Source organism: Gammaproteobacteria bacterium, assembly GCA_036383255.1.
Lineage (GTDB): Bacteria > Pseudomonadota > Gammaproteobacteria > Natronospirales > REEB76 > DASUBN01.
In genome coordinates, this window is sequence record DASVOS010000004.1 from 265471 (window position 1) to 283494 (window position 18024).

Consider the following 18024-nt stretch of genomic DNA (forward strand, 5'->3'; position numbering starts at 1 on the left):
CGCTCCTAGGCGTGGCCGTGCTCGTGTTCTGCAGCCTGCTCGCCATCGCCTACACCGCCATCGCGGTGCAGTCGGGCGTGCGCGCCTACGTGGCCGGCGAGGGCCAGTGGTCGAAGTCCGAGAAGGACGCGTTCATCTACCTCGCCCGCTACGCAGAGGCTGGCGCGGCGGAGGATTACGCGCGCTTCCGCCAGGAATTGGCGGTACCGCTGGGAGACCGGGACGCCCGGCTCGCCATGCTCGCGCCCAAGCTGGACCGGGACGCAGCCGCCCGCGGCCTCGCCGCCGGCCGCAACGCGCCGGCGGACATCCCCCTGATGATCCGGTTGTTCCGCTACGGCGGGCGGCTGCCCTACATGTCCGAAGCCATCGGCATCTGGACGGAGGCGGACCCCTCCATCGAGGAGCTATCGCGCATCGGCGAGGCCATGCAGGCCGCGTACGCCGCACCCCGGCCCGCCGCCGGCGCGGTGCACGCGCTCTACCTGCGCGCCTTCGACATCAACGCGCGCCTGCGACCGTTGGAGGACCGCTTCTCCGGCGCGCTGGCGGAAGGCGCGCTCTCCGTCAACAAGCTGCTGCTCACGGCGGTGGCCATGGGCGCGCTCTTGGTGCTGGGCTTGGGCTTCGCGGTGGTGAAGCGGCTCCTGGACGGCATGCACGTCTCGGAAGCGCTGTTCCGCGACACCTTCGAGCAGGCAGCGGTCGGCATCTGCCACGTGGCGCCGGACGGGCGCGTGCTGCGGGTCAACCAGCGTTGCTGCGAGATCACCGGCCTGCCGCGCGAGGTGCTGGTGGGCCGGGCGTTCGGCAGCATCGTCGAAGCCCAGGATGCGTTGGAGGCGGAACTGCATGACGCGCGCGTCCTGAACGGCCAGGACTGGGTGCGCGTGGCCAAGCGGCGCCTGCGCCGCGAGGACGGCCGCCAGGTGTGGGCCCGCATCACCACCAGCCTGGTGCGAGGCGAGGCGGGCAGGCCCGACTACTTCCTCAACGTGATCGAGGACGTGTCGAGCGAGCAGGGCCTCACCGAGCAGCTCTCCTACCAGGCCAGCCACGACGCGGTGACCGGCCTCGCCAACCGCTTCGAATTCGAGAAGCGCATCACCGAGGCGTTGCGCCGCGTCGAGGGCGGCGCGCCGGACGGCGCGCTCTGTTACCTCGACCTCGATCAGTTCAAGATCATCAACGACACGCTTGGCCACGTGGCGGGCGACGAATTGCTGCGCCAGCTGGCCCAGGAGCTGGGTGCACGGCTGCGCGCCGGCGACACCCTGGCGCGGCTGGGCGGCGACGAGTTCGGCGTGCTGCTGGAGGGCTGCCACGTGCATGCCGCCAGCGTCATCGCCGAGGCGCTGCGCCGCAGCGTGGACAACAAGCGCTTCCTCTGGCAAGGGCGCGAGTACCGGGTGGGCGTGAGCATCGGGGTGGTGCCGATCGACCGCAAGACCGTCTCCGTGCAGCAGCTACTGAGCGACGCGGACGAGGCCTGCTACGCGGCCAAGGACCGCGGCCGCAACCTGGTGCAGGTGCACCAGCCGGACAGCGAGCAGACCGCGCGCCGTCACGTGGAGATGCAGTGGATCACGCGCCTGCGCGAGGCGCTGACGGGCGAGGGCCTGTCGCTGGTCTACCAGACCATCCAGCCGCTCGCGCCGGTGCCGGGCCAGGGCGAGCACTTCGAGGTGCTGCTGCGCATGCACCAGCGGGACGGCCTGCCGGTGCCGCCCGGCAGCTTCCTGTCGGTGGCGGAGCGCTACAACCTGGGTTCGAAGGTGGACGAATGGGTGGTGGAAGCCGCTCTCGGCTGGCTCGCCGCGCACCGCGAGGTGCTGGGGCACATCGGCCTGTGCAGCATCAACCTCTCGGCCCAGTCGCTCGGCAACGCGCGGTTCCTCGAGTTCCTGGAGGACGAGATCCGCCGCTACTCGGTGCCGCCGCACCTCCTGTGCTTCGAGATCACCGAGACCACCGCGGTCTCGGACATCGCCGCCGCCGGCCGTTTCATCGGCGCGCTGCGCGACATGGGCTGCCGCTTCTCGCTGGACGACTTCGGCAGCGGCATGTCCTCCTTCGCCTACCTGCGCTCGCTGCCGGTGGACTTCCTCAAGATCGACGGCGCCTTCATCCGCGGCATGGCGGCGGACCCCGTGAACCGGGCCGTGGTCGCCTCCATCAACGAGATCAGCCATACCCTCGGCAAGCGCACCATCGGCGAGTTCGTGGAAGACGCCGCCACGCTGCAGGCGGCGCGGGAGGTCGGTCTCGACTACGCCCAGGGCTACGGGATAGCCAAGCCCCGGCCCATCAGCGAGCTGCTGTCGCTGGCGCGGCGCCGGCCGGCGCCGGAGCTCACTTCAGTTCCGACGTACACGCCGGACACCGTCTGGCCTTGATGTTGATGCTGGAGAAGCAGTAGGGGCAGTCCTTGGTGGTGGCTGCCGGATCGGGGTGGCTCTCGAGGCTGCGGCGGACCCGGTTCATGGCCCGGATCAGCATGAACACCGCGAACGCCAGGATGATGAAGCTGATCACGCTGTTCACGAACAGGCCCCAGTTCAGGGTCACGGCGCCGGCGGCGTGGGCATCCGCCAGGTTGGCATAGGGCCCTGGCGCCTTGGGGCCCCGCTTCAGCACCACGAACAGGTTGGCGAAGTCCACGTCGCCGAGCAGGAGGCCGATGGGCGGCATCACCACGTCGTCCACCAGCGACTTCACGATGGTGCCGAAGGCCCCGCCGATGATGATGCCCACCGCCATGTCTACCACGTTGCCGCGCACGGCGAATTCACGGAATTCCTTCAGCATCACGCACCTCCGTATCCTCCGGGAGCATAGCACCGCATCCGCCACTTGCTAGAATGCGCGCATGGCGAGCGCGGCACCTTCCACCGGCATCCTGCTCCTGAACCTCGGCACCCCGGACGCGCCCACGGTGCCGGCCCTGCGCCGCTACCTCGCGGAATTCCTGTCGGACCCGGACGTGGTGACGCTCCCGCGCCTCCTGTGGCTGCCGCTCCTGTATCTCGTGGTGCTGCGCACCCGCCCTGCCAGGTCCGCCGCGGCCTATGCCTCGGTCTGGACCGCCGGGGGCTCGCCGCTGCTCGCCAACAGCCGCGCGCTCGCCGCGAAGCTCGCGCCCGCGCTGCGCGGACGGCTGGGCCCGGTGAGCCTGGCGCTGGGGATGCGTTACGGAAATCCGTCCCTCGCCGACGCGCTCACGGAACTGAAGCGCGCAGGCACCACGCGCCTATTGGTGCTGCCGCTCTACCCCCAATACGCGGCCGCCACCACCGGCTCCGCTTTCAGGGCCGTCGACCAGGCCCTGAAGCGACTGGACTGGGCGCCGGCGGTACAGCGTATCCCCGGCTACCACGATCACCCTGCCTACATCGGGGCGCTCGCCGCCAGCGTGCATGACTACTGGGCCGACCACGGCCGCGGCGCGCGATTCATCATCTCCTTCCATGGCATCCCCCGCCAGGTCTCGGAAGCCGGCGATCCCTATGCCGGCCAGTGCGCCGTGACGGCGAAGCTGCTGGCGCGACGCCTGGACCTCGCGGATGCAGATTGGCGCTTGGCGTTCCAGTCCCGCTTCGGGCGGGCGGAGTGGCTCAAGCCCTACACCGAAGAAGTGTTGCGGGAATGCGCCGCCCGGGGCGACAAGCGCGTGGACGTGATCTGCCCGGGTTTTCCCGCCGACTGCCTGGAGACCCTGGAGGAGATCTCGCTGCGCTACGCCGAGAGCTTCCGCGCCGCGGGTGGCGAGGCGCTGCGCTATATCCCGGCGCTCAACGCCGGCGAGTCCCACGTGCGCGCGCTCACGGACCTGGCGGCCGCGGCGCTGGCGGAGGGCTGACATGCTCGGCGATTTCCTGGAGCTCAGCCTCAGTACTGCCGACATGCTCGGCTCCATGGAGTTCTACCGCAAGCTTGGCTTCCACGAAGCCACGGTGGGCGGGAGCTGGAGCCACCCTTACCTGGTGTTCACCGATGGCCGCATCCACGTGGGCCTGCACAAGCGTGAGCCTCGGCCGCCGGCCTTGAGCTTCGTGCTGCCGGACCTGCGCGCACGCATGGGGGGCTTCGAGGTGCTCGGCATCGAGTTCGCCTGGTGCGAGATCGGCCTGGACCAGTTCCATCACCTGGGTTTCGACGACCCGGACCAGGGCCAGGTGGCGCTGGTGGAGGCCCGCACCTTCTCGCCGGTGCACGCTTCCCATCTCACACCCTCGCTCTGCGGTTACTTCACCGAGTACCGGCTGCCGGTGCAGGATCTGGATGCCAGCGCCCGCTTCTGGGAATCCCTGGGGCTCATCGTCGAGCCCGGCGGCGCGGACTACACCCAGGCTTCCTGGGGCGGCATCAACCTGGGGCTGCAGCGGCCCCGAGGCCGCGCCCGCCCGACGCTGGTGTTCGAGAGCGCCAACCTGGAGGAAGCCGGCGCGCTGCTGGAGATGCGCGGCCTGCCGGTGCGGCCGGACCCGGAAGGATTGCGGGTCCCGACACCGGAGGGTATCGAACTGTTGCTGCGTCCCGAGGGACCTTGAGGCCGTGCTAGAGTCGCAGCGCATCTTCTGAAGGGGCGTACAGGATGAACTCCGACATCAATCACCTGCTGGGACAGGCCGCATTCTTCGCTTTCTTCCTGTGGATCATCTATCGCCGCTTCCGCCGCCTGTTCGGCCGGCAGGAGTTCAGGCCCAAGAGCATGATCTTCCGCGTCGTGCTGCTGTCGGTGATCTCCGCGTTCCTGCTCATCCCCTCGTTCTTCGCCACCAAGCTGGCCCTGGCCGCGATCGCGGGTGCCGCCGTGGGTGTGGGCCTGGGGCTGTGGGGCGCCAGACACACGCGTTTCGAGAAGGTGGATGGCAAGCTGTTCTACATCCCCCACACCTATGCCGGCATGGTGGTCTCGGCCCTGTTCATCGGGCGGCTCGCGTACAAGATCGTGTCCGGCGGCCTCTCGCCCGGTGTAGCCACGATGGATGCCACCCCGGGCATCAGCGACTTCAGCCACATGCTGCATCCCCTCACCTACATCGCCTTCTTCGCCCTCGCCGGCTACTACATCTACTACTACGGCTACGTGCTGTACGAGTCCAAGCATCTGAAGCCCAGGGACTGGGAAGGTGCCTCCCTGCGAGGCGACATCAAGTAAGTCCCGTCGCTCTCCCGCCGTCCTCCGCCGGCGGCAGTGCCGCCCGCTCGATGCATTTCTCGGTGTTATGCACGGGGTTGTTCACGTACGGTCCCACCGGATAACTCTCCAGGTCCGCAGGCCTGTACGGCCGCAGCGAGTTCCTTAGGCGCTTCAGGTCCTGGTTGTTCGGGTCCAGCCACACCTCGTACTCGTATGCCGAGAGGATCGCCGGCGTGCGGTTGTGGATCAGCGTGGAGGTGGGATTCGCGTTTGTGGTGATGATGGCATAGGTGTCCTCCTCCACCCAGTCGCCGCTGCGGCAGGGCACCCAGATCCCGGCGAACGCGATCAGCCCGTCGTTCTTCCGGTGCAGGTACAGGGGTTGCTTGGCGTTGTCGTTGTCCGGCCACTCATACCAGCCGGAGGCGGGCACGATGCAACGCCGCTCCAGGGCGGACTCCTTGAACATGAGGGTGTCGAAGATGTGCTCGGCCCGCACGTTGATCTGGGCGTGGCTCTCCTCACGCAGCCACCGCGGCTGGAAGCCCCAGCGCATGTCGTCGCAACGCGGTGAGCCGCCCACCATCCGCACCACCGGCGCCCGGGTGTGGGGGCTGATGTTGAAGCGTGACTTCATGTCCGTCGGCAGGCACAGGCCGCGCGGCGGCCTACCGACCTTGCTTGGGATCAGCGAGTAGCGCGCGCACACGGGGAAAGCTCGGGAGGATATGCGGAAGGCATGCGCCATTCTTTTTGCGCGGCATGCGACGCGTCAAATCTTCCTTACACTGGAAGGGGAATGCTCGGACTCCTGATAGGAATCCTTCAGGTCATCTCCTGTCCAACCACACGACCAGTCCCTTGGCGTTCAGGTCCACATCCATCTCGAGCCAGGTATCCACCGTAGCCTGGTCCAGCGTGCAGCCATGCTCCCGAACGCGCTTCACGAGATAGGCATGCAGCTTGTGCTTGAGCTTCTCCAGGCGCGCCTCGCCCGCATCCTTGAGGCCCTGCGCCATGTGCACGAACTCGTCCAGGTGCGCGTGCATGTCTTGTGCCAATGGTTCCGGGTTACCCACCCGGCTGTAGTGGGTGAGGTACACGTACTTCGGCGCGTAGCTCATGATCCGGTCCAGGGAAGCGTGGGCTTGGATGGGGTCGAAATGCACGGGGGTGGTGGCGGGGAAGATGAAGGGACCCTTGGCCGTATCGAACACCCGGTAGGAGATGCCGAAGGTGTCGCCTGTGAACACGCCCTCGCTCGCCGGATCCACGATGCAATAGTGGTGCAGCGCGTGGCCCGGCGTGTGGATGAGCGTGAGCTCGCTGCCGCCCAGCCGCAGGGTCATACCATCCACAGCCTGCACGATACGGTCCACGGGGATGCCCGGGATGTCGCCATAGAGCCGCCGGAACTCCGCCTCGCCGTAGACCGCCTTGGTGCCCTCGATGAGCTTCTCGGGATGCGCGATGTGCCCGGCCCCGCGCGGGTGCACCACCACCTTGGCGTTCGGCAGGTGCTTCATCAGCTGGCCGGCGCCGCCAGCATGGTCCAGGTGGATATGGGTGAGGAACACCCAGTCCACCGCCGCCGCGTCCACACCCAGCTCCCCGAGCGCCGCGAGCAGCAAGGGCACCGAGTGGGTCGTGCCGGTATCCACGAAAGCGGCGCGGCCGCCGCGCACCAGGATGTGGCTCGCGTCCAGGAGTGGCCGCACATAGTCGGTGTCCACGGCCGCGATGCCGTGGTCGAAGCGCAGGAGGGAAGGTCTCGTGGCCATCGCGCATTGTACCGTCATGCCCTGGGAAGCCTTGTGCGACGCGGGGCCGGGCGCTAAGCTTTTACATAATAATCATCGTCTGGATCCGCATGTTGCGTACCCCGGCCGCCGCGGCAGGAATGCTCGCCCTCCTCGCCACGTTCTCCGTGCGCGCGGAAGGCGCGCCACCTGCCGTGCCCGCGGTTAACGCACAGCAGGAACAGACCCCGGAAGCCCCCGGCATGGAAGTGACCTGGGACACGAACCCGTACTACACGGACGTGGACCTCAACATCCCGCTCACCGACACGCCCATCCCCACCATCCGCTCCGACAGCGAGGCGGTTATCTACCGCGACCTCATCGAGGGCTCGCTGGTGCCGCGCTTCATGCTGCTCGAGGCGAGCGTGTACCCGATGCCGGTGCTCGGCACCTACATCAAGTCCCACGACCCCGGCCTCTACCGCGAGGGCGAGATCAGCCACACCGGCGTGAACGTGATCGAGTCCGCCACCGCCGGCTTCCAGGAACCCTGGGCGCTGTCGGCGTTCTTCGGCAACATCGCGAACCTGGAGCGGCCCGGCCAGGAGCACCAGAGCAACAACCTGGGCTACACCGGCTACCTCGTCAGCGCCGGCGCGCAGCACATCAAGGACAACGTGCTGATCCAGGACAAGTGGTACGAGGTGGAGTGGAAGATCAAGGGCGACCTCAACGACGCGGCGCAGAAGCTGTCCTGGAGCTTCCGCGTCGGCGGCAAGTTCAACGCCAACCCCGACATCACCGACGTGATGTACCTCGGCATCCACCGCAACAACCTGGACTTCAACCAGCCGTTCCTGAGCTGGTTCAAGAACTCCGACGTGGACCTGCAGCTCTCGTTCTCGCAGCACGGCGGCCAGGTGGTGCGGGAGCAGCTGGTGTTCGGCAAGAAGTACCCGTTCCCGGAGAAGGGCTTCTCGCTCACGCTGGACGTGGGTTTCGTGTGGGACAGCGCGAACGAGTACTCGGGTGTGCTGCGCACGGATAACTCGAGTTCGTTGACCCTGGTCCTGCGCCCCGGGATCGAGTTCTAAGGGTCGAAAGCAAGCCCCCCAAGCGTCGCGAGCGGCCGCGACGAGCTATGCCAAGCGCAGCAGCTGTGTGACTACCGGGGTTTGTACACCCAGGGGCTCATCAGCGGGAACGTCTTCCCCACCTTCGCCGCGATCGCCACCGCATCCTTGTAGGAAGCCGCCTGGCGTATCACCAGCCGGTGCCAGGGAGCGCCGTTCACCGTCACCGGCACGTCCTCGGAAGGGTAACCGGCGGCGGCCAGGCGCCGCATGAGGCGCGCGGTATCCGCGTCGCTGGTGGAGGAGACGAGCGCCACCACCCACTTGCCGTCGCCGGTGAGCACGCCGGTCCCGGCGGCCACGTCGGTCTGGGCCGCCCAGTCGGCGACCTTGTCCGGCGTGACCTCCATGTTCATCTGCATCTCGCCGCCGGTGGGCATCATGTCGTAGTGCATGGGCTGCTCCATCATCATGGTCGCGTGCCCGGGCATGTTCATCTCGGCCTTGCCTTCCAGCAGGGCCACCAGCGCGCCGTCGCTGCCGGCGCGGCCCCACACGTCGGTGCCGCGGATGCCGATGGTGGCGACGCCCACCTGGATGTCCACGTGGCGGCGCTCGCTCTTGCCCACGAGGCTGGTGGTGAAGCGGAACACCCCCTTCAGCACGTGCAGCACGCTCTTGAACATGCTGCCCTGCTCGTCCTTGGCCATCTGCATCGTCGGGGTCATGAACTCGGTGTTCTCGCCGAGCTTCACCATGCTGTGCTCGGGGAGCTGCAGGTACACGCGCCCGCCCGCGGCAGTGCGCAGGGTGTCGCCGTCGGAGACCTGCATGCCGGGCTTGAGCGGAGTGGCCGCGCCGCCGTGCACCAGCCAGGCGGGGGACTGCACCGCGCTCACCACGCTGCCGGCGGGCGGCTCCTCCGCCCAGGCGGGTGCGCCCAGGGCGCAGGCGATGGCGGCGGCGAGCACGAGGCGGATGGGCTTGGACATGGCTCTCTCCCTGACCGGCGATTTATGCATTCTCAGGCGATTATACGCAGGGGCGACATTTCCGGATGCAGCGGAAAAGCCCGGGATTTCCGGGGTTTGGCTCATCTCTACGGAATGACCCGCCGGGGTGGCGGGTTATTTCAGGCCGGCGCTAGATCAGGCTGGCTTCTAGGTCGTGCTCGGCGCAGGCCAGGATCTTCACCTTCGCGAACTGGCCGGGCTTGAGCTTGGCGGCACCCGCGACGCGCACCACGCCGTCGATCTCCGGCGCGTCGGCGAAGCTGCGGGCGATGGCGGTGCCACCCTCCACCGCATCCACCAGCACCTGGAGCTCGCGGCCCACCAGGCGCGAGAGGCGCTTCCCGCTCACCTTTGCCTGGGCCTGCATGAACGCGGCGCGGCGCTCCTCTGCCAGTTCCGCCGGCACCCAGTCCGCCAGCGCGTTCGCGTCGGCGCCCTCCACGGGCGAGTAGGCGAAGCAGCCGACCCGGTCGAGCTCCGCTTCCTCGATGAACGCGAGCAGCTCTTCGAAATCCGCGTCGGTCTCGCCGGGGAACCCCACGATGAAGGTGGAGCGGATGGTGAGGTCCGGGCAGACCTTGCGCCACTCCTGGATGCGCTTCAGGGCCTTCTCGCCCGCGGCGGGGCGGCGCATGGATTTCAGGATGCGCGGGCTCGCGTGCTGCAGCGGGATGTCGAGGTAGGGCAGCACCTTGCCTTCCGCCATGAGCGGGATGATCTCGTCCACGTGCGGGTAGGGGTACACGTAATGCAGGCGCGACCATACGCCCAGCGTGCCGAGCGCGGTGCACAGGTCCGTCATGTGGGTGCGCCACTCGCGGTCGCGCCAGCGGCCGCCGGCATAGCGCCGGTCCACGCCGTAGGCGGAGGTGTCCTGGGACACCACCAGGAGCTCCTTCACGCCGTCCTTCACGAGCTTCTCCGCCTCGCGCATCACCTCGTCGATGGGCCGGCTGTCGAGCTTGCCGCGCAGCTTGGGGATGATGCAGAAGCTGCACTTGTGGTTGCAGCCCTCGGAGATCTTGAGGTACGCGTAATGGCGCGGCGTGAGCTTGATGCCGCTCGCGGGGATGAGGTCCACGTACGGGTTGCGGGCGGGCGGCGGGAGCTGCGCATGCACCGCCTTCATCACCGCCTCGTAGTCGTGGGGACCGGTGATGGCGAGCACGTCCGGGTGATGCTGGCGGATGAAGTCGCCGCGCATGCCGAGGCAGCCCGTCACGATCACCTTGCCGTTCTCGGCCAGCGCCTCGCCGATGGCGTCCAGCGACTCCTGCTGCGCCGCCTCGATGAAGCCGCAGGTGTTAACCACCACCACGTCCGCCTCGCCGTAGCCGCCCACCACCTGGTAGCCCTCGATGCGCAGCTGGGTGAGGATGCGCTCGGAGTCCACCAGCGCCTTCGGGCAGCCGAGGCTCACGAAGCCCACACGCGGGCTGGTCTGAGCTAGTGAAGTGGGATGGGCCATACAGTTACCGGTAGACCACGGCGCAGGGATGCGCCGTGCGCGGAGCGGAGGCGGGTACGGCTGGGCCGGACTCGCCGATTTCCCGAAAATCCAGGGACGGATTTTCGGAAAGACGTACGTTGAGGCGGCGTATGCTACTGCCCGGTCTTGGCCGGGGCAAGGCTCGCGGCCTGTATATGTCCGGTGACGAGTTCCTCCGCCAGGGCATCCATGCCGTAGACCTTGCGCAACGCGGCCAGCAGCGCCTGGTTGTCCAGCGCCACCGCCCGGTTGAGGCCCCCGTCGTACCAGAAATCCCCGCCCAGGGAATGGATGTTGCCGTCGAACACCAGGCCCACCAGCCGCCCTTCCCGGTCGATGACCGGGCTGCCGGAGTTGCCGCCGGCGATGTCGTTGGTGGTGACGAAGTCCAGGTGGATGGCGGGGTCGAGTCCCGCCTGGGCCTGCAGCCAGCTCTGGGGCAGCGCGAACGGCACGCTGCCGGTGGCGCGCGCGTAGAGCCCGGCGATGTCCGTGAACGCCGGCACCGCGTCTTCGTCCTCCTGCCAGCCGCGCACCTGCCCGTAGGAGAGGCGCAGCGTGAAGGTGGCATCCGGATAGTTTCCGGTGCCGTCGCGGGCGAAGCGCGCCCGCGCGATCACCTCGCTCTGGCGCGCGATCACCGACTGCACCTCCTGCTCGTAGGTCTTGCGCGTGGCGCGCGCATCCTTGTCCACGAGCTCGGCGAGCTGGATCAGCGGATCGTGGGAGACCTCCATGAAGTCCGCGTCGCTCCACATGCGGCGGCGCACCGACGCGGAGTCGAGCTGGGTACGCTCCACCAGGCGGCGCGCCACCTGGTCCGGCGAGTCCTTGCCCAGCACGCGCCGCACCAGCGGGTCGTCCACGCCCAGCGCACCGCGCAGCTTGCCGAGGGACCAGCGCAGCATCAGCTCCTCGTAGTCGGGCGACACCGGCGCGTTGGAGAACAGCGCCTGCTCGACCAGCGGCAGGTTCGCGTCGCGGTACTCCGGCAGGCGCCGGCCGTTGGCCTTGTCCCGCTCCACCACGCCGCGCACCAGGAGGCGCGCGTAGTCGAACAGCCGCGACTCGAAGCCCCAGCACTGCTCCAGCATGCGGTAGCGCGTGACCAGCGCGTGGTAGCGCCGCGTGGCCGCGGCGATCTCGCTCCAGGGATCGCCGTACTCGGTGCGGCGCGCCGGGTCGGCCATGACCCAGTCGCGTAGCGCCTTCTCCTCCGCCGCCTTGCGCTCGAGCTGGGCCTGGTCCTGAAGCGCCTCCAGCTGGCCCTGCTGCGACTTGACGAGGTTGTCCACGCCGGCCAGGTTCGCGTAGGCCATGCGGCGCTGCTCCTGGCCTTCGCGCCCGAACTGCTCGAGGATGCCGCGCAGTTCCGAGTAGTACACCAGCGCGGGGGTGATGTCGTCGTCGCGCTGCGACGTGAGTTCCGCCAGCGTGCGGCCGCGCTCGGTACGGCCCGGGTTGCCGGCCGTGAACACCAGCTCACCGTCGCCGGGACCGGCCGGCGCGAGGTCGAGGTATTCGCCCTGCACCGGCTTGTCGCGGTCGTAGGCGCGCAGCAGCGCCACGTCGAGGCTGTAGCGCGGGAAGTTGAAGTTGTCCGGATCGCCGCCGAAGCCGGCGATGGCGTATTCAGGCGTGAACACCAGGCGCACGTCCTGGTAGCGGCGGTACTTGTAGAGCTGGTAGCGGCCGCCGTGGTAGAGGTTCACCACCTCGCAGCTCCAGTGGCGGGTGTCGCCGTCAGCGCAGTCCTGCTCCAGGCGCGAGCTCACGTCGCGCAACGCCCCCGTGTAGTCGTCGCCGTCGCGGGCCTTCAGCGCCTTCGACACCTGCGCCGTCACGTCCTGCGTGTCGGTGAGCTGGTCCAGCTCCATCTCCGGGCAGCGGGTCTCCTCCTCCGCGGTACGGGCGAAGAAGCCATTGAGCGTGTAGTCGCGCTTCGGCGTGGAGACCTGGGCGATGCACTCGGCCACGCAGTGCTGGTTGGTGATGATCAGGCCATCGCCGGACACGAAGGCCGCGGAACAACCGTCCTTGAGCCGGAGCGCCGCGTGTTGCACGTGGGTGAGCCAGTCCGCCGTGGGGCTGAACTGGTACTGCGACTGCATCTCCTTGAGGGGCAGGTTGTCGAAGGTCCACATGCCTTCCTCGGCGTGCGCACCGGCGGCGAGCCCGATGCACAGACACATGAGGAACCCTGACAGCGCGGCCTTGATCATCTCTCCCCCACCCGCTTCCGGCGGAAACTTATAAAGAGGCCTGGATGTCCGCCTTCAGACCCGCGTCTTCCGGCACGGTCTTCGGCGAGTAGCGCTTCACGACCCGCCCGTCCTTGCCGATGAGGAACTTCTCGAAGTTCCACTGTATGTCCGTGCCGCCGCTCTCGCCGCGCAGCCACTTGTACAGCGGGTCGGCGCCGGGACCGTTCACCTCGATCTTCGAGGTCAGCGGGAAATCCACGCCGTAGTTGAGCTGGCAGAACTGCTTGATCTCGGCCTCGCTGCCCGGCTCCTGGGCGCCGAACTGGTTGCAGGGCAGGCCCAGCACCACCAGTCCCTGATCCTTGTACTGCTTGTAGAGCTTCTCGAGGCCGGCATACTGCGGCGTCAGGCCGCACTCGCTGGCCACGTTGACCACCAGCACCGGTCGGCCGCTGTAGTCCTTGAGCGACTTCGGCTTGCCATCGATGGTGCGGACCGAGAAATCGTGGAAGTTGGCCATGGCTGCGCTCCTTGCGGGCCTAGAACGATATGCGATTGCGCCGGCCACGGCCAGCAGGGCGAAACCGCCCAGCTGCCAGGGCCAGCCGAGCTGGGGGAAGAGCATCAGCACGAAGCCCGTGAACCCCGCGGCGGCGGCGGGCGGCAGGAGCCGCGCCCGGGGCAGGAACAGGTCCCCGAGCGCGAGCGCCAGGGCGAGCTTCCACCAATCCAGGAACTGCAGCGACATCAGGAAGGTGTGGATGCGTTCCATGGCCGACGGATCGGATCAGGCGGACTTTCGCAGCGAGCGCTTCTTGAGATGGACCGTGAGCAGCGAGATCGCCGCCGGCGTGACGCCGGGGATGCGCGCCGCCTGGCCGAGGGTGGCGGGGCGCACCTGGCCGAGCTTCTGGCGCACCTCGTTGGACAGGCCCGCCACCGCGGCGAAGTCGAAGCCTGCCGGCAGCGCGGTCTCCTCCTGCCGGCGCGCCCGCTCCACCTCCTCGCGCTGGCGCGAGATGTAGCCGGCATAGCGCGCCTGGATCTCCACCTGTTCCGCCACCGCGGGCGAGACGCCCGCCTCGCCCACCGCCGGCAGCGCCGTGAGCGCGGCATAGCTCGCTTGGGGCCGGCGCAGGAGTTCTAGCGCGTAAGTCTCCCGTGAGAGCGGCGCGCCGAAGCGGGCTATCGCTTCGTCGTCGGATACATCCGTGGTGCGCACCAGGATGGACGCGAGCCGCGTGCTCTCCCGTTCGATGGCCTCGCGCTTCCTGCTGAACGCAGCCCAGCGCGCGTCGTCCACGAGTCCCAGCCTGCGGCCCTGCTCCGTGAGGCGCAGGTCCGCGTTGTCCTCCCGCAGCATCAGGCGGTGCTCGGCGCGGCTGGTGAACATGCGGTAGGGTTCCGGCGCGCCGCGGGTGATGAGGTCGTCCACCAGAACGCCTATATAGGCTTCGTCGCGCGCTGGGCACCAGGCGGGTTCTTCCCGCGTCAGGCGCGCGGCATTGATGCCGGCGAGCAGGCCTTGGGCCGCCGCCTCCTCGTAGCCGGTGGTGCCGTTGATCTGGCCGGCGAAGAAGAGCCCGGCGACGGCCTTGGTCTCCAGCGAGTACTTGAGGTCACGTGGGTCGAAGTAGTCGTACTCGATGGCGTAGCCGGGCCGCGTGATGTGCGCCTGCTCGAAGCCCTTGATCGAATGCACCAGCTCGAGCTGCACGTCGAAGGGCAGGCTCGTGGAGATGCCGTTCGGGTACACCTCGTGGGTGTCCAAACCCTCCGGCTCGATGAAGATCTGGTGGGAGTCCTTGCCGGCGAAGCGCATCACCTTGTCTTCCACCGAGGGGCAGTAGCGCGGACCCACGCCCTCGATCACGCCGGTGTACATGGGCGAGCGGTCGAGCCCGGCACGGATGATGTCGTGGGTGCGTGCGTTGGTGTGGGTGATGTGGCAGGCCACCTGGCGCGGGTGTTCCTCGCGCGTGCCGAGGAACGAGAACACCGGCGTCGGCGCGTCACCCCACTGCTCCGCGAGTCCTGCGTAGTCGATGCTGCGCCCGTCGATGCGCGGCGGCGTGCCGGTCTTGAGGCGCCCGACCCGGATCGGCAGCTCCCGCAGCCGTTCCGCGAGCCTCTGGGCCGGCGGGTCGCCGGCGCGGCCGCCCGCGTGCTGCTCGAGGCCCACGTGGATGCGCCCCGCGAGGAAGGTGCCCACCGTGAGCACCACCGCGGGAGCCGAGAAGGTCACGCCCATGGCGGTGACGACGCCCGTGACGCGGCTGGCCGAGACCACGAGGTCGTCCACCGCCTGCTGGACGATGGTGAGGTTCTCCTGGTTCTCCAGGATCGCGCGGACCGCCCTCTTATATAGGACGCGGTCCGCCTGGGCGCGGGTGGCGCGCACTGCCGGGCCCTTGCTGGCGTTGAGTATCCGGAACTGGATGCCGCTTAGGTCCGCGGCACGGGCCATGGCGCCCCCCAGCGCGTCGATCTCCTTCACCAGGTGGCCCTTGCCGATGCCGCCGATGGCCGGGTTGCAGCTCATCTGCCCGAGGGTCTCGATGTTGTGGGTGAGCAGCAGCGTGCGCCGGCCCATGCGGGCGGACGCGAGCGCCGCCTCGGTGCCGGCGTGGCCGCCGCCGACCACGATCACGTCGAAGGTTTCGGGGAAGTGCATCTGACAGGTTGGGCTGTTCGGTGAAATGCGGCTATTTTATGCCCAACGCGTATATTCCCCAAGCCGGCGGCTGCCGGCGCGCGGCGTGACACCATGTGGCTCCTGTTCGCCTTCTCCGGCCCGGTGCTGTGGGCGGTCTCCACCCATGTGGACAAGTACCTGGTGGAGCGCTACTTCAGGCACAGCAGCGTGGCGGTGCTCCTGGTGTTCACCGCCCTCATCGGCCTCGTGGTGCTGCCTTTCATCGCGCTCTTCGACCATGCAGCGCTGGCGCCCGGCTGGAGGCCGGCCCTGGCGGTGGCCTGCTCCGGCCTGCTCTACATGACCGGCATGTACTTCTACCTCAAGGCGCTCAAGGGTGAGGAGGCCTCGGTGGTGGCGCCGTTCTTCCAGGCGGCGCCGCTGTTCGCCTACATCCTCGGGCTCATGGTGCTGGACGAGAGGCTCACGGCGAAACAGCTCCTGGGCGGCGGGCTCATCGTGCTGGGCGGCGCGCTGCTCTCCTTCGAGTCCGGCGGACGGCGGCGCTGGCCCTGGCGCTGAGCTCGGTGATCTTCAAGGCGACGGCGGAGGACACCGCATTCTGGAGCAGCGCGTTCTGGAGCTACGCGGGCGAGGCGCTGTTCGGCTTCGGCGTGTTGGCGCTGCCGGTGATGCGCCGCGAGTTCTTCGGTCTCTTCAGGCGCCATCCCGGCGCGGTGGCCGGCATCAACGCCGCCAACGAGCTCATAAACCTCGGCGGCAACCTGGGCGCGCGCTATGCGCTGATGCTCGCGCCGCTCAGCCTGGTGCAGGCCATCAGCGGCACCACCACCCTGTTCATCTTCGGCCTGGGCGTGCTGCTCACGCTGTTCATGCCCAAGTACGGGCGTGAGGATCTCTCGGCCCGCAACCTGCTGCAGAAGGGCGTCTCCGCCCTGCTCATCACCGCGGGTGTCGCCCTGGTGGGCGGCAGCGTTCAGGGCTGATCGGGCTTGGGCGGGAACTCGGCGCTGACCTGCGGGTACTGCTGCGTCAGCAGCGTGCGGAATCCCGCGGCATCCTGCACCTGACGGTTCACGATCTCGTCGCCTTCGGTGCGGGGCGCCAGCGTGCCGCTGTAGGAGAGCTCGCCCGCATACACGTCGAAGCAGGCCAGGTGGCCGCGCTTGCCGACGAAGGCGATGTGGGCGTACTGGAACCTCTCGAAGCAGTACTCGCCGGCGGGTACCGCGAAGAGGTAGATGCTGCGGCCCACCGGCACCTCCGGGATGCGCAGGCGCGTGCCGCTGCGCCCGTCGATGAGCACCTCGGAGAGCGAGTCGAGGGTATCGAAGGTCACCGCCGCCAGGCCCTGGCCCGCTGCGAGCCGCACCGGCGCGTCTCCCCGCATCGGCGCCACGCCGCACGCTGCGAGCAAGAGAGCCAAGCCCGCTATCGCCGCAGTCCTCACGTGCCGTCGGTCCATGGCCTGCTCAATGCGCCGGGAGCTTCCAGCGGCTGAGATCTGCGCCGTCCTTGTAAGCCACGTAGATCGGGCGGCCGTCGCTGGCATCGGCGATCTCCACCACGTGCTGATAGCCCACCCACTTCAGCATATCCTTCAGGCAGCGTGTAGTGGGGATCCATTTCGGGTTCTGGTTCACGCCCTCGGTCGGCGGGCGGAGCAGCAGGAAGGATTTGTTCTCGTTGGGGTTGGCGATGGTCTCGATGCAGAGCACGTCCGACAGCGGCGCCAGCTTCTCCAGGCCGAGCAGCGGTTCCTTGAGGTGGTAGAGCAGCGCGAACATGAACACCATGTCGAACTTGCCGATGCCGCGGTCCAGCTTGTAGATGTCGCCGTACACCGGCTCGACGCTGCTGAGCTTGAGCTGTTTCTTCAGCCACTTGAGCCGCTCCACCGAGCGCTTGTCCGCATCCATGCTGAGGATGTGCTTGGCGCCGCGCCTGTGCATCTCCACGCTGAAGAAGCCGTCGCTGCTGCCGATGTCGAAGATGTTCATGCCGCGCATGTCCTGCGGCAGCGCGTCCTTGATCTTGAGCCAGCGCGGCATCGGGTGGTCCGGCGGTTGCGGGCCCTGCAGCGCCGCCACGTCGCGGGTCTTCACCCCCTGGCCAACGTCCACCTGGTGGAACCACGGCCCGAGCTGGCGGACCTGCTTGATGAGCGCGTCGCGATCCATGGACTCTCTCCCGCCTATGAAAGATGCGGCCGGCTCACTTGGCGCCGGCGTCGGCCTGCATCATACCGAACAGGTTGCCCTCGGTGTCCTTGCAGTAGGCGAGCCAGCCCACCCCCGCCACCGCCATGCGCTCGCGGGCGGGCTGCCCGCCGCTGGTGTTGACCTTCATGAGGTACACGTCCAGGTCCGGGACCGCGATGGTGCACACGAACGCGGTGGTGCCGACGCCCTCGAAATGGATGTCGCGCTTCAGCAGGCCGCCGTCGATGCCGGGCTGGCTGGCCTCGCCGGTCTTCACCACCCAATAATCGGTGATGGCGTTGGGGAACTTCACGAATTCCCAGCCGAACACCGAATGGTAGAAGCGGATGGCCCGCTGCGGCTCGTCCGCGTGGATCTCGAAGTGGATGACCCGTGGCATCGCGTCCCCCTTTGCCGCCAAGGATAGCGGCCCTCCGCCGCCCCGTAACTCCGCCAGCTCAGGCCCCACGGCAGGTATATATAATGTCTGCTAACTTTGACTA

At 68.2% G+C, this 18024-nt stretch carries 18 protein-coding genes; 7 read left to right on the plus strand and 11 right to left on the minus strand.

All coding sequences use genetic code 11. The features are described from left to right. Positions 1-11 precede the first annotated feature (11 nt). The gene (locus tag VF651_02235) at positions 12-2396 is read left to right on the plus strand and encodes an EAL domain-containing protein (protein HEX7964512.1); all 2385 of its coding nucleotides are present in this window, start codon (positions 12-14) and stop codon (positions 2394-2396) included. On the opposite strand, the gene mscL is transcribed toward VF651_02235, so the two are convergent. Beyond that, positions 2353-2808: a large conductance mechanosensitive channel protein MscL gene (mscL, locus tag VF651_02240; GenBank protein HEX7964513.1), complete on the minus strand. Its 456-nt coding sequence runs from the start codon at positions 2806-2808 to the stop codon at positions 2353-2355. The two genes, VF651_02235 and mscL, sit on opposite strands and share 44 nt — an antisense overlap. A gap of 61 nt (positions 2809-2869) precedes the next feature. Between mscL and hemH the strand changes: the two genes are divergently transcribed. From hemH to VF651_02255, 3 genes are read left to right on the plus strand one after another with little or no spacing between them, the layout of a single operon-like run. Then, complete coding sequence (hemH, locus tag VF651_02245; GenBank protein ID HEX7964514.1) at positions 2870-3859, plus strand: ferrochelatase; 990 nt, start codon at positions 2870-2872, stop codon at positions 3857-3859. 1 nt (position 3860) lies between these two features. Beyond that, a complete protein-coding gene (locus VF651_02250; GenBank protein ID HEX7964515.1) occupies positions 3861-4550 on the plus strand; it encodes a hypothetical protein in 690 nt (229 codons plus the stop codon). A gap of 44 nt (positions 4551-4594) precedes the next feature. Further along, positions 4595-5161 (plus strand): hypothetical protein, encoded by a 567-nt coding sequence (locus VF651_02255; GenBank protein ID HEX7964516.1) that lies wholly within the window; start codon positions 4595-4597, stop codon positions 5159-5161. Here VF651_02255 and VF651_02260 read toward each other — a convergent pair. Both VF651_02260 and VF651_02265 read right to left on the minus strand, forming a co-directional pair. Then, entirely contained in the window at positions 5154-5780 is a 627-nt protein-coding gene (locus tag VF651_02260) for an SOS response-associated peptidase (protein ID HEX7964517.1), read from the minus strand. The two genes, VF651_02255 and VF651_02260, sit on opposite strands and share 8 nt — an antisense overlap. A 193-nt stretch (positions 5781-5973) precedes the next feature. After that, on the minus strand, positions 5974-6924 hold the full coding sequence (locus tag VF651_02265; GenBank protein HEX7964518.1) for an MBL fold metallo-hydrolase: 951 nt from the start codon (positions 6922-6924) through the stop codon (positions 5974-5976). A gap of 119 nt (positions 6925-7043) precedes the next feature. On the opposite strand from VF651_02265, the gene VF651_02270 reads away from it, so the two are divergent. Continuing rightward, positions 7044-7979: a hypothetical protein gene (locus VF651_02270; protein HEX7964519.1), complete on the plus strand. Its 936-nt coding sequence runs from the start codon at positions 7044-7046 to the stop codon at positions 7977-7979. A 71-nt stretch (positions 7980-8050) separates the two neighbouring features. Here the strand turns inward: VF651_02270 and VF651_02275 are convergent, their stop codons facing one another. The 5 genes from VF651_02275 to mnmG all read right to left on the minus strand — a co-directional run bounded on the left by VF651_02275 (position 8051) and on the right by mnmG (position 15338). Further along, entirely contained in the window at positions 8051-8950 is a 900-nt protein-coding gene (locus VF651_02275; GenBank protein ID HEX7964520.1) for a FecR domain-containing protein, read from the minus strand. Between the two features lie 151 nt (positions 8951-9101). Further along, on the minus strand, positions 9102-10439 hold the full coding sequence (gene rimO / locus VF651_02280; GenBank protein ID HEX7964521.1) for a 30S ribosomal protein S12 methylthiotransferase RimO: 1338 nt from the start codon (positions 10437-10439) through the stop codon (positions 9102-9104). Positions 10440-10573: 134 nt separating this feature from the next. Then, complete coding sequence (locus tag VF651_02285; GenBank protein HEX7964522.1) at positions 10574-12682, minus strand: S46 family peptidase; 2109 nt, start codon at positions 12680-12682, stop codon at positions 10574-10576. Between the two features lie 28 nt (positions 12683-12710). Next, positions 12711-13184, minus strand: coding sequence for a glutathione peroxidase (locus VF651_02290; protein ID HEX7964523.1), 474 nt, complete (start codon positions 13182-13184; stop codon positions 12711-12713). A gap of 267 nt (positions 13185-13451) precedes the next feature. Further along, positions 13452-15338 (minus strand): tRNA uridine-5-carboxymethylaminomethyl(34) synthesis enzyme MnmG, encoded by a 1887-nt coding sequence (gene mnmG, locus VF651_02295; protein ID HEX7964524.1) that lies wholly within the window; start codon positions 15336-15338, stop codon positions 13452-13454. Positions 15339-15431: 93 nt separating this feature from the next. On the opposite strand from mnmG, the gene VF651_02300 reads away from it, so the two are divergent. Both VF651_02300 and VF651_02305 read left to right on the plus strand, forming a co-directional pair. Next, complete coding sequence (locus tag VF651_02300; protein ID HEX7964525.1) at positions 15432-15881, plus strand: DMT family transporter; 450 nt, start codon at positions 15432-15434, stop codon at positions 15879-15881. 5 nt (positions 15882-15886) lie between these two features. Beyond that, positions 15887-16306, plus strand: a complete 420-nt coding sequence (locus VF651_02305; GenBank protein ID HEX7964526.1) for a hypothetical protein — start codon at positions 15887-15889, stop codon at positions 16304-16306. Here VF651_02305 and VF651_02310 read toward each other — a convergent pair. From VF651_02310 to VF651_02320, 3 genes are read right to left on the minus strand one after another with little or no spacing between them, the layout of a single operon-like run. Continuing rightward, complete coding sequence (locus VF651_02310; protein HEX7964527.1) at positions 16297-16746, minus strand: hypothetical protein; 450 nt, start codon at positions 16744-16746, stop codon at positions 16297-16299. The genes VF651_02305 and VF651_02310 overlap by 10 nt on opposite strands. Positions 16747-16792: 46 nt before the next feature. Beyond that, entirely contained in the window at positions 16793-17500 is a 708-nt protein-coding gene (locus tag VF651_02315) for a class I SAM-dependent methyltransferase (protein HEX7964528.1), read from the minus strand. Positions 17501-17534: 34 nt separating this feature from the next. Then, a complete protein-coding gene (locus VF651_02320; GenBank protein HEX7964529.1) occupies positions 17535-17921 on the minus strand; it encodes a VOC family protein in 387 nt (128 codons plus the stop codon). Positions 17922-18024: the final 103 nt, after the last annotated feature.

Bases quoted from the DNA above. Each gene is read 5' to 3' on its own strand.
- mscL (HEX7964513.1), bottom strand. From the start codon at position 2,808: ATGCTGAAGGAATTCCGTGAATTCGCCGTGCGCGGCAACGTGGTAGAC.
- hemH (HEX7964514.1), top strand. From the start codon at position 2,870: ATGGCGAGCGCGGCACCTTCCACCGGCATCCTGCTCCTGAACCTCGGC.
- VF651_02250 (HEX7964515.1), top strand. From the start codon at position 3,861: ATGCTCGGCGATTTCCTGGAGCTCAGCCTCAGTACTGCCGACATGCTC.
- VF651_02255 (HEX7964516.1), top strand. From the start codon at position 4,595: ATGAACTCCGACATCAATCACCTGCTGGGACAGGCCGCATTCTTCGCT.
- VF651_02260 (HEX7964517.1), bottom strand. From the start codon at position 5,780: ATGAAGTCACGCTTCAACATCAGCCCCCACACCCGGGCGCCGGTGGTG.
- VF651_02265 (HEX7964518.1), bottom strand. From the start codon at position 6,924: ATGGCCACGAGACCTTCCCTCCTGCGCTTCGACCACGGCATCGCGGCC.
- VF651_02270 (HEX7964519.1), top strand. From the start codon at position 7,044: ATGCTCGCCCTCCTCGCCACGTTCTCCGTGCGCGCGGAAGGCGCGCCA.
- VF651_02275 (HEX7964520.1), bottom strand. From the start codon at position 8,950: ATGTCCAAGCCCATCCGCCTCGTGCTCGCCGCCGCCATCGCCTGCGCC.
- rimO (HEX7964521.1), bottom strand. From the start codon at position 10,439: ATGGCCCATCCCACTTCACTAGCTCAGACCAGCCCGCGTGTGGGCTTC.
- VF651_02285 (HEX7964522.1), bottom strand. From the start codon at position 12,682: ATGATCAAGGCCGCGCTGTCAGGGTTCCTCATGTGTCTGTGCATCGGG.
- VF651_02290 (HEX7964523.1), bottom strand. From the start codon at position 13,184: ATGGCCAACTTCCACGATTTCTCGGTCCGCACCATCGATGGCAAGCCG.
- mnmG (HEX7964524.1), bottom strand. From the start codon at position 15,338: ATGCACTTCCCCGAAACCTTCGACGTGATCGTGGTCGGCGGCGGCCAC.
- VF651_02300 (HEX7964525.1), top strand. From the start codon at position 15,432: ATGTGGCTCCTGTTCGCCTTCTCCGGCCCGGTGCTGTGGGCGGTCTCC.
- VF651_02315 (HEX7964528.1), bottom strand. From the start codon at position 17,500: ATGGATCGCGACGCGCTCATCAAGCAGGTCCGCCAGCTCGGGCCGTGG.
- VF651_02320 (HEX7964529.1), bottom strand. From the start codon at position 17,921: ATGCCACGGGTCATCCACTTCGAGATCCACGCGGACGAGCCGCAGCGG.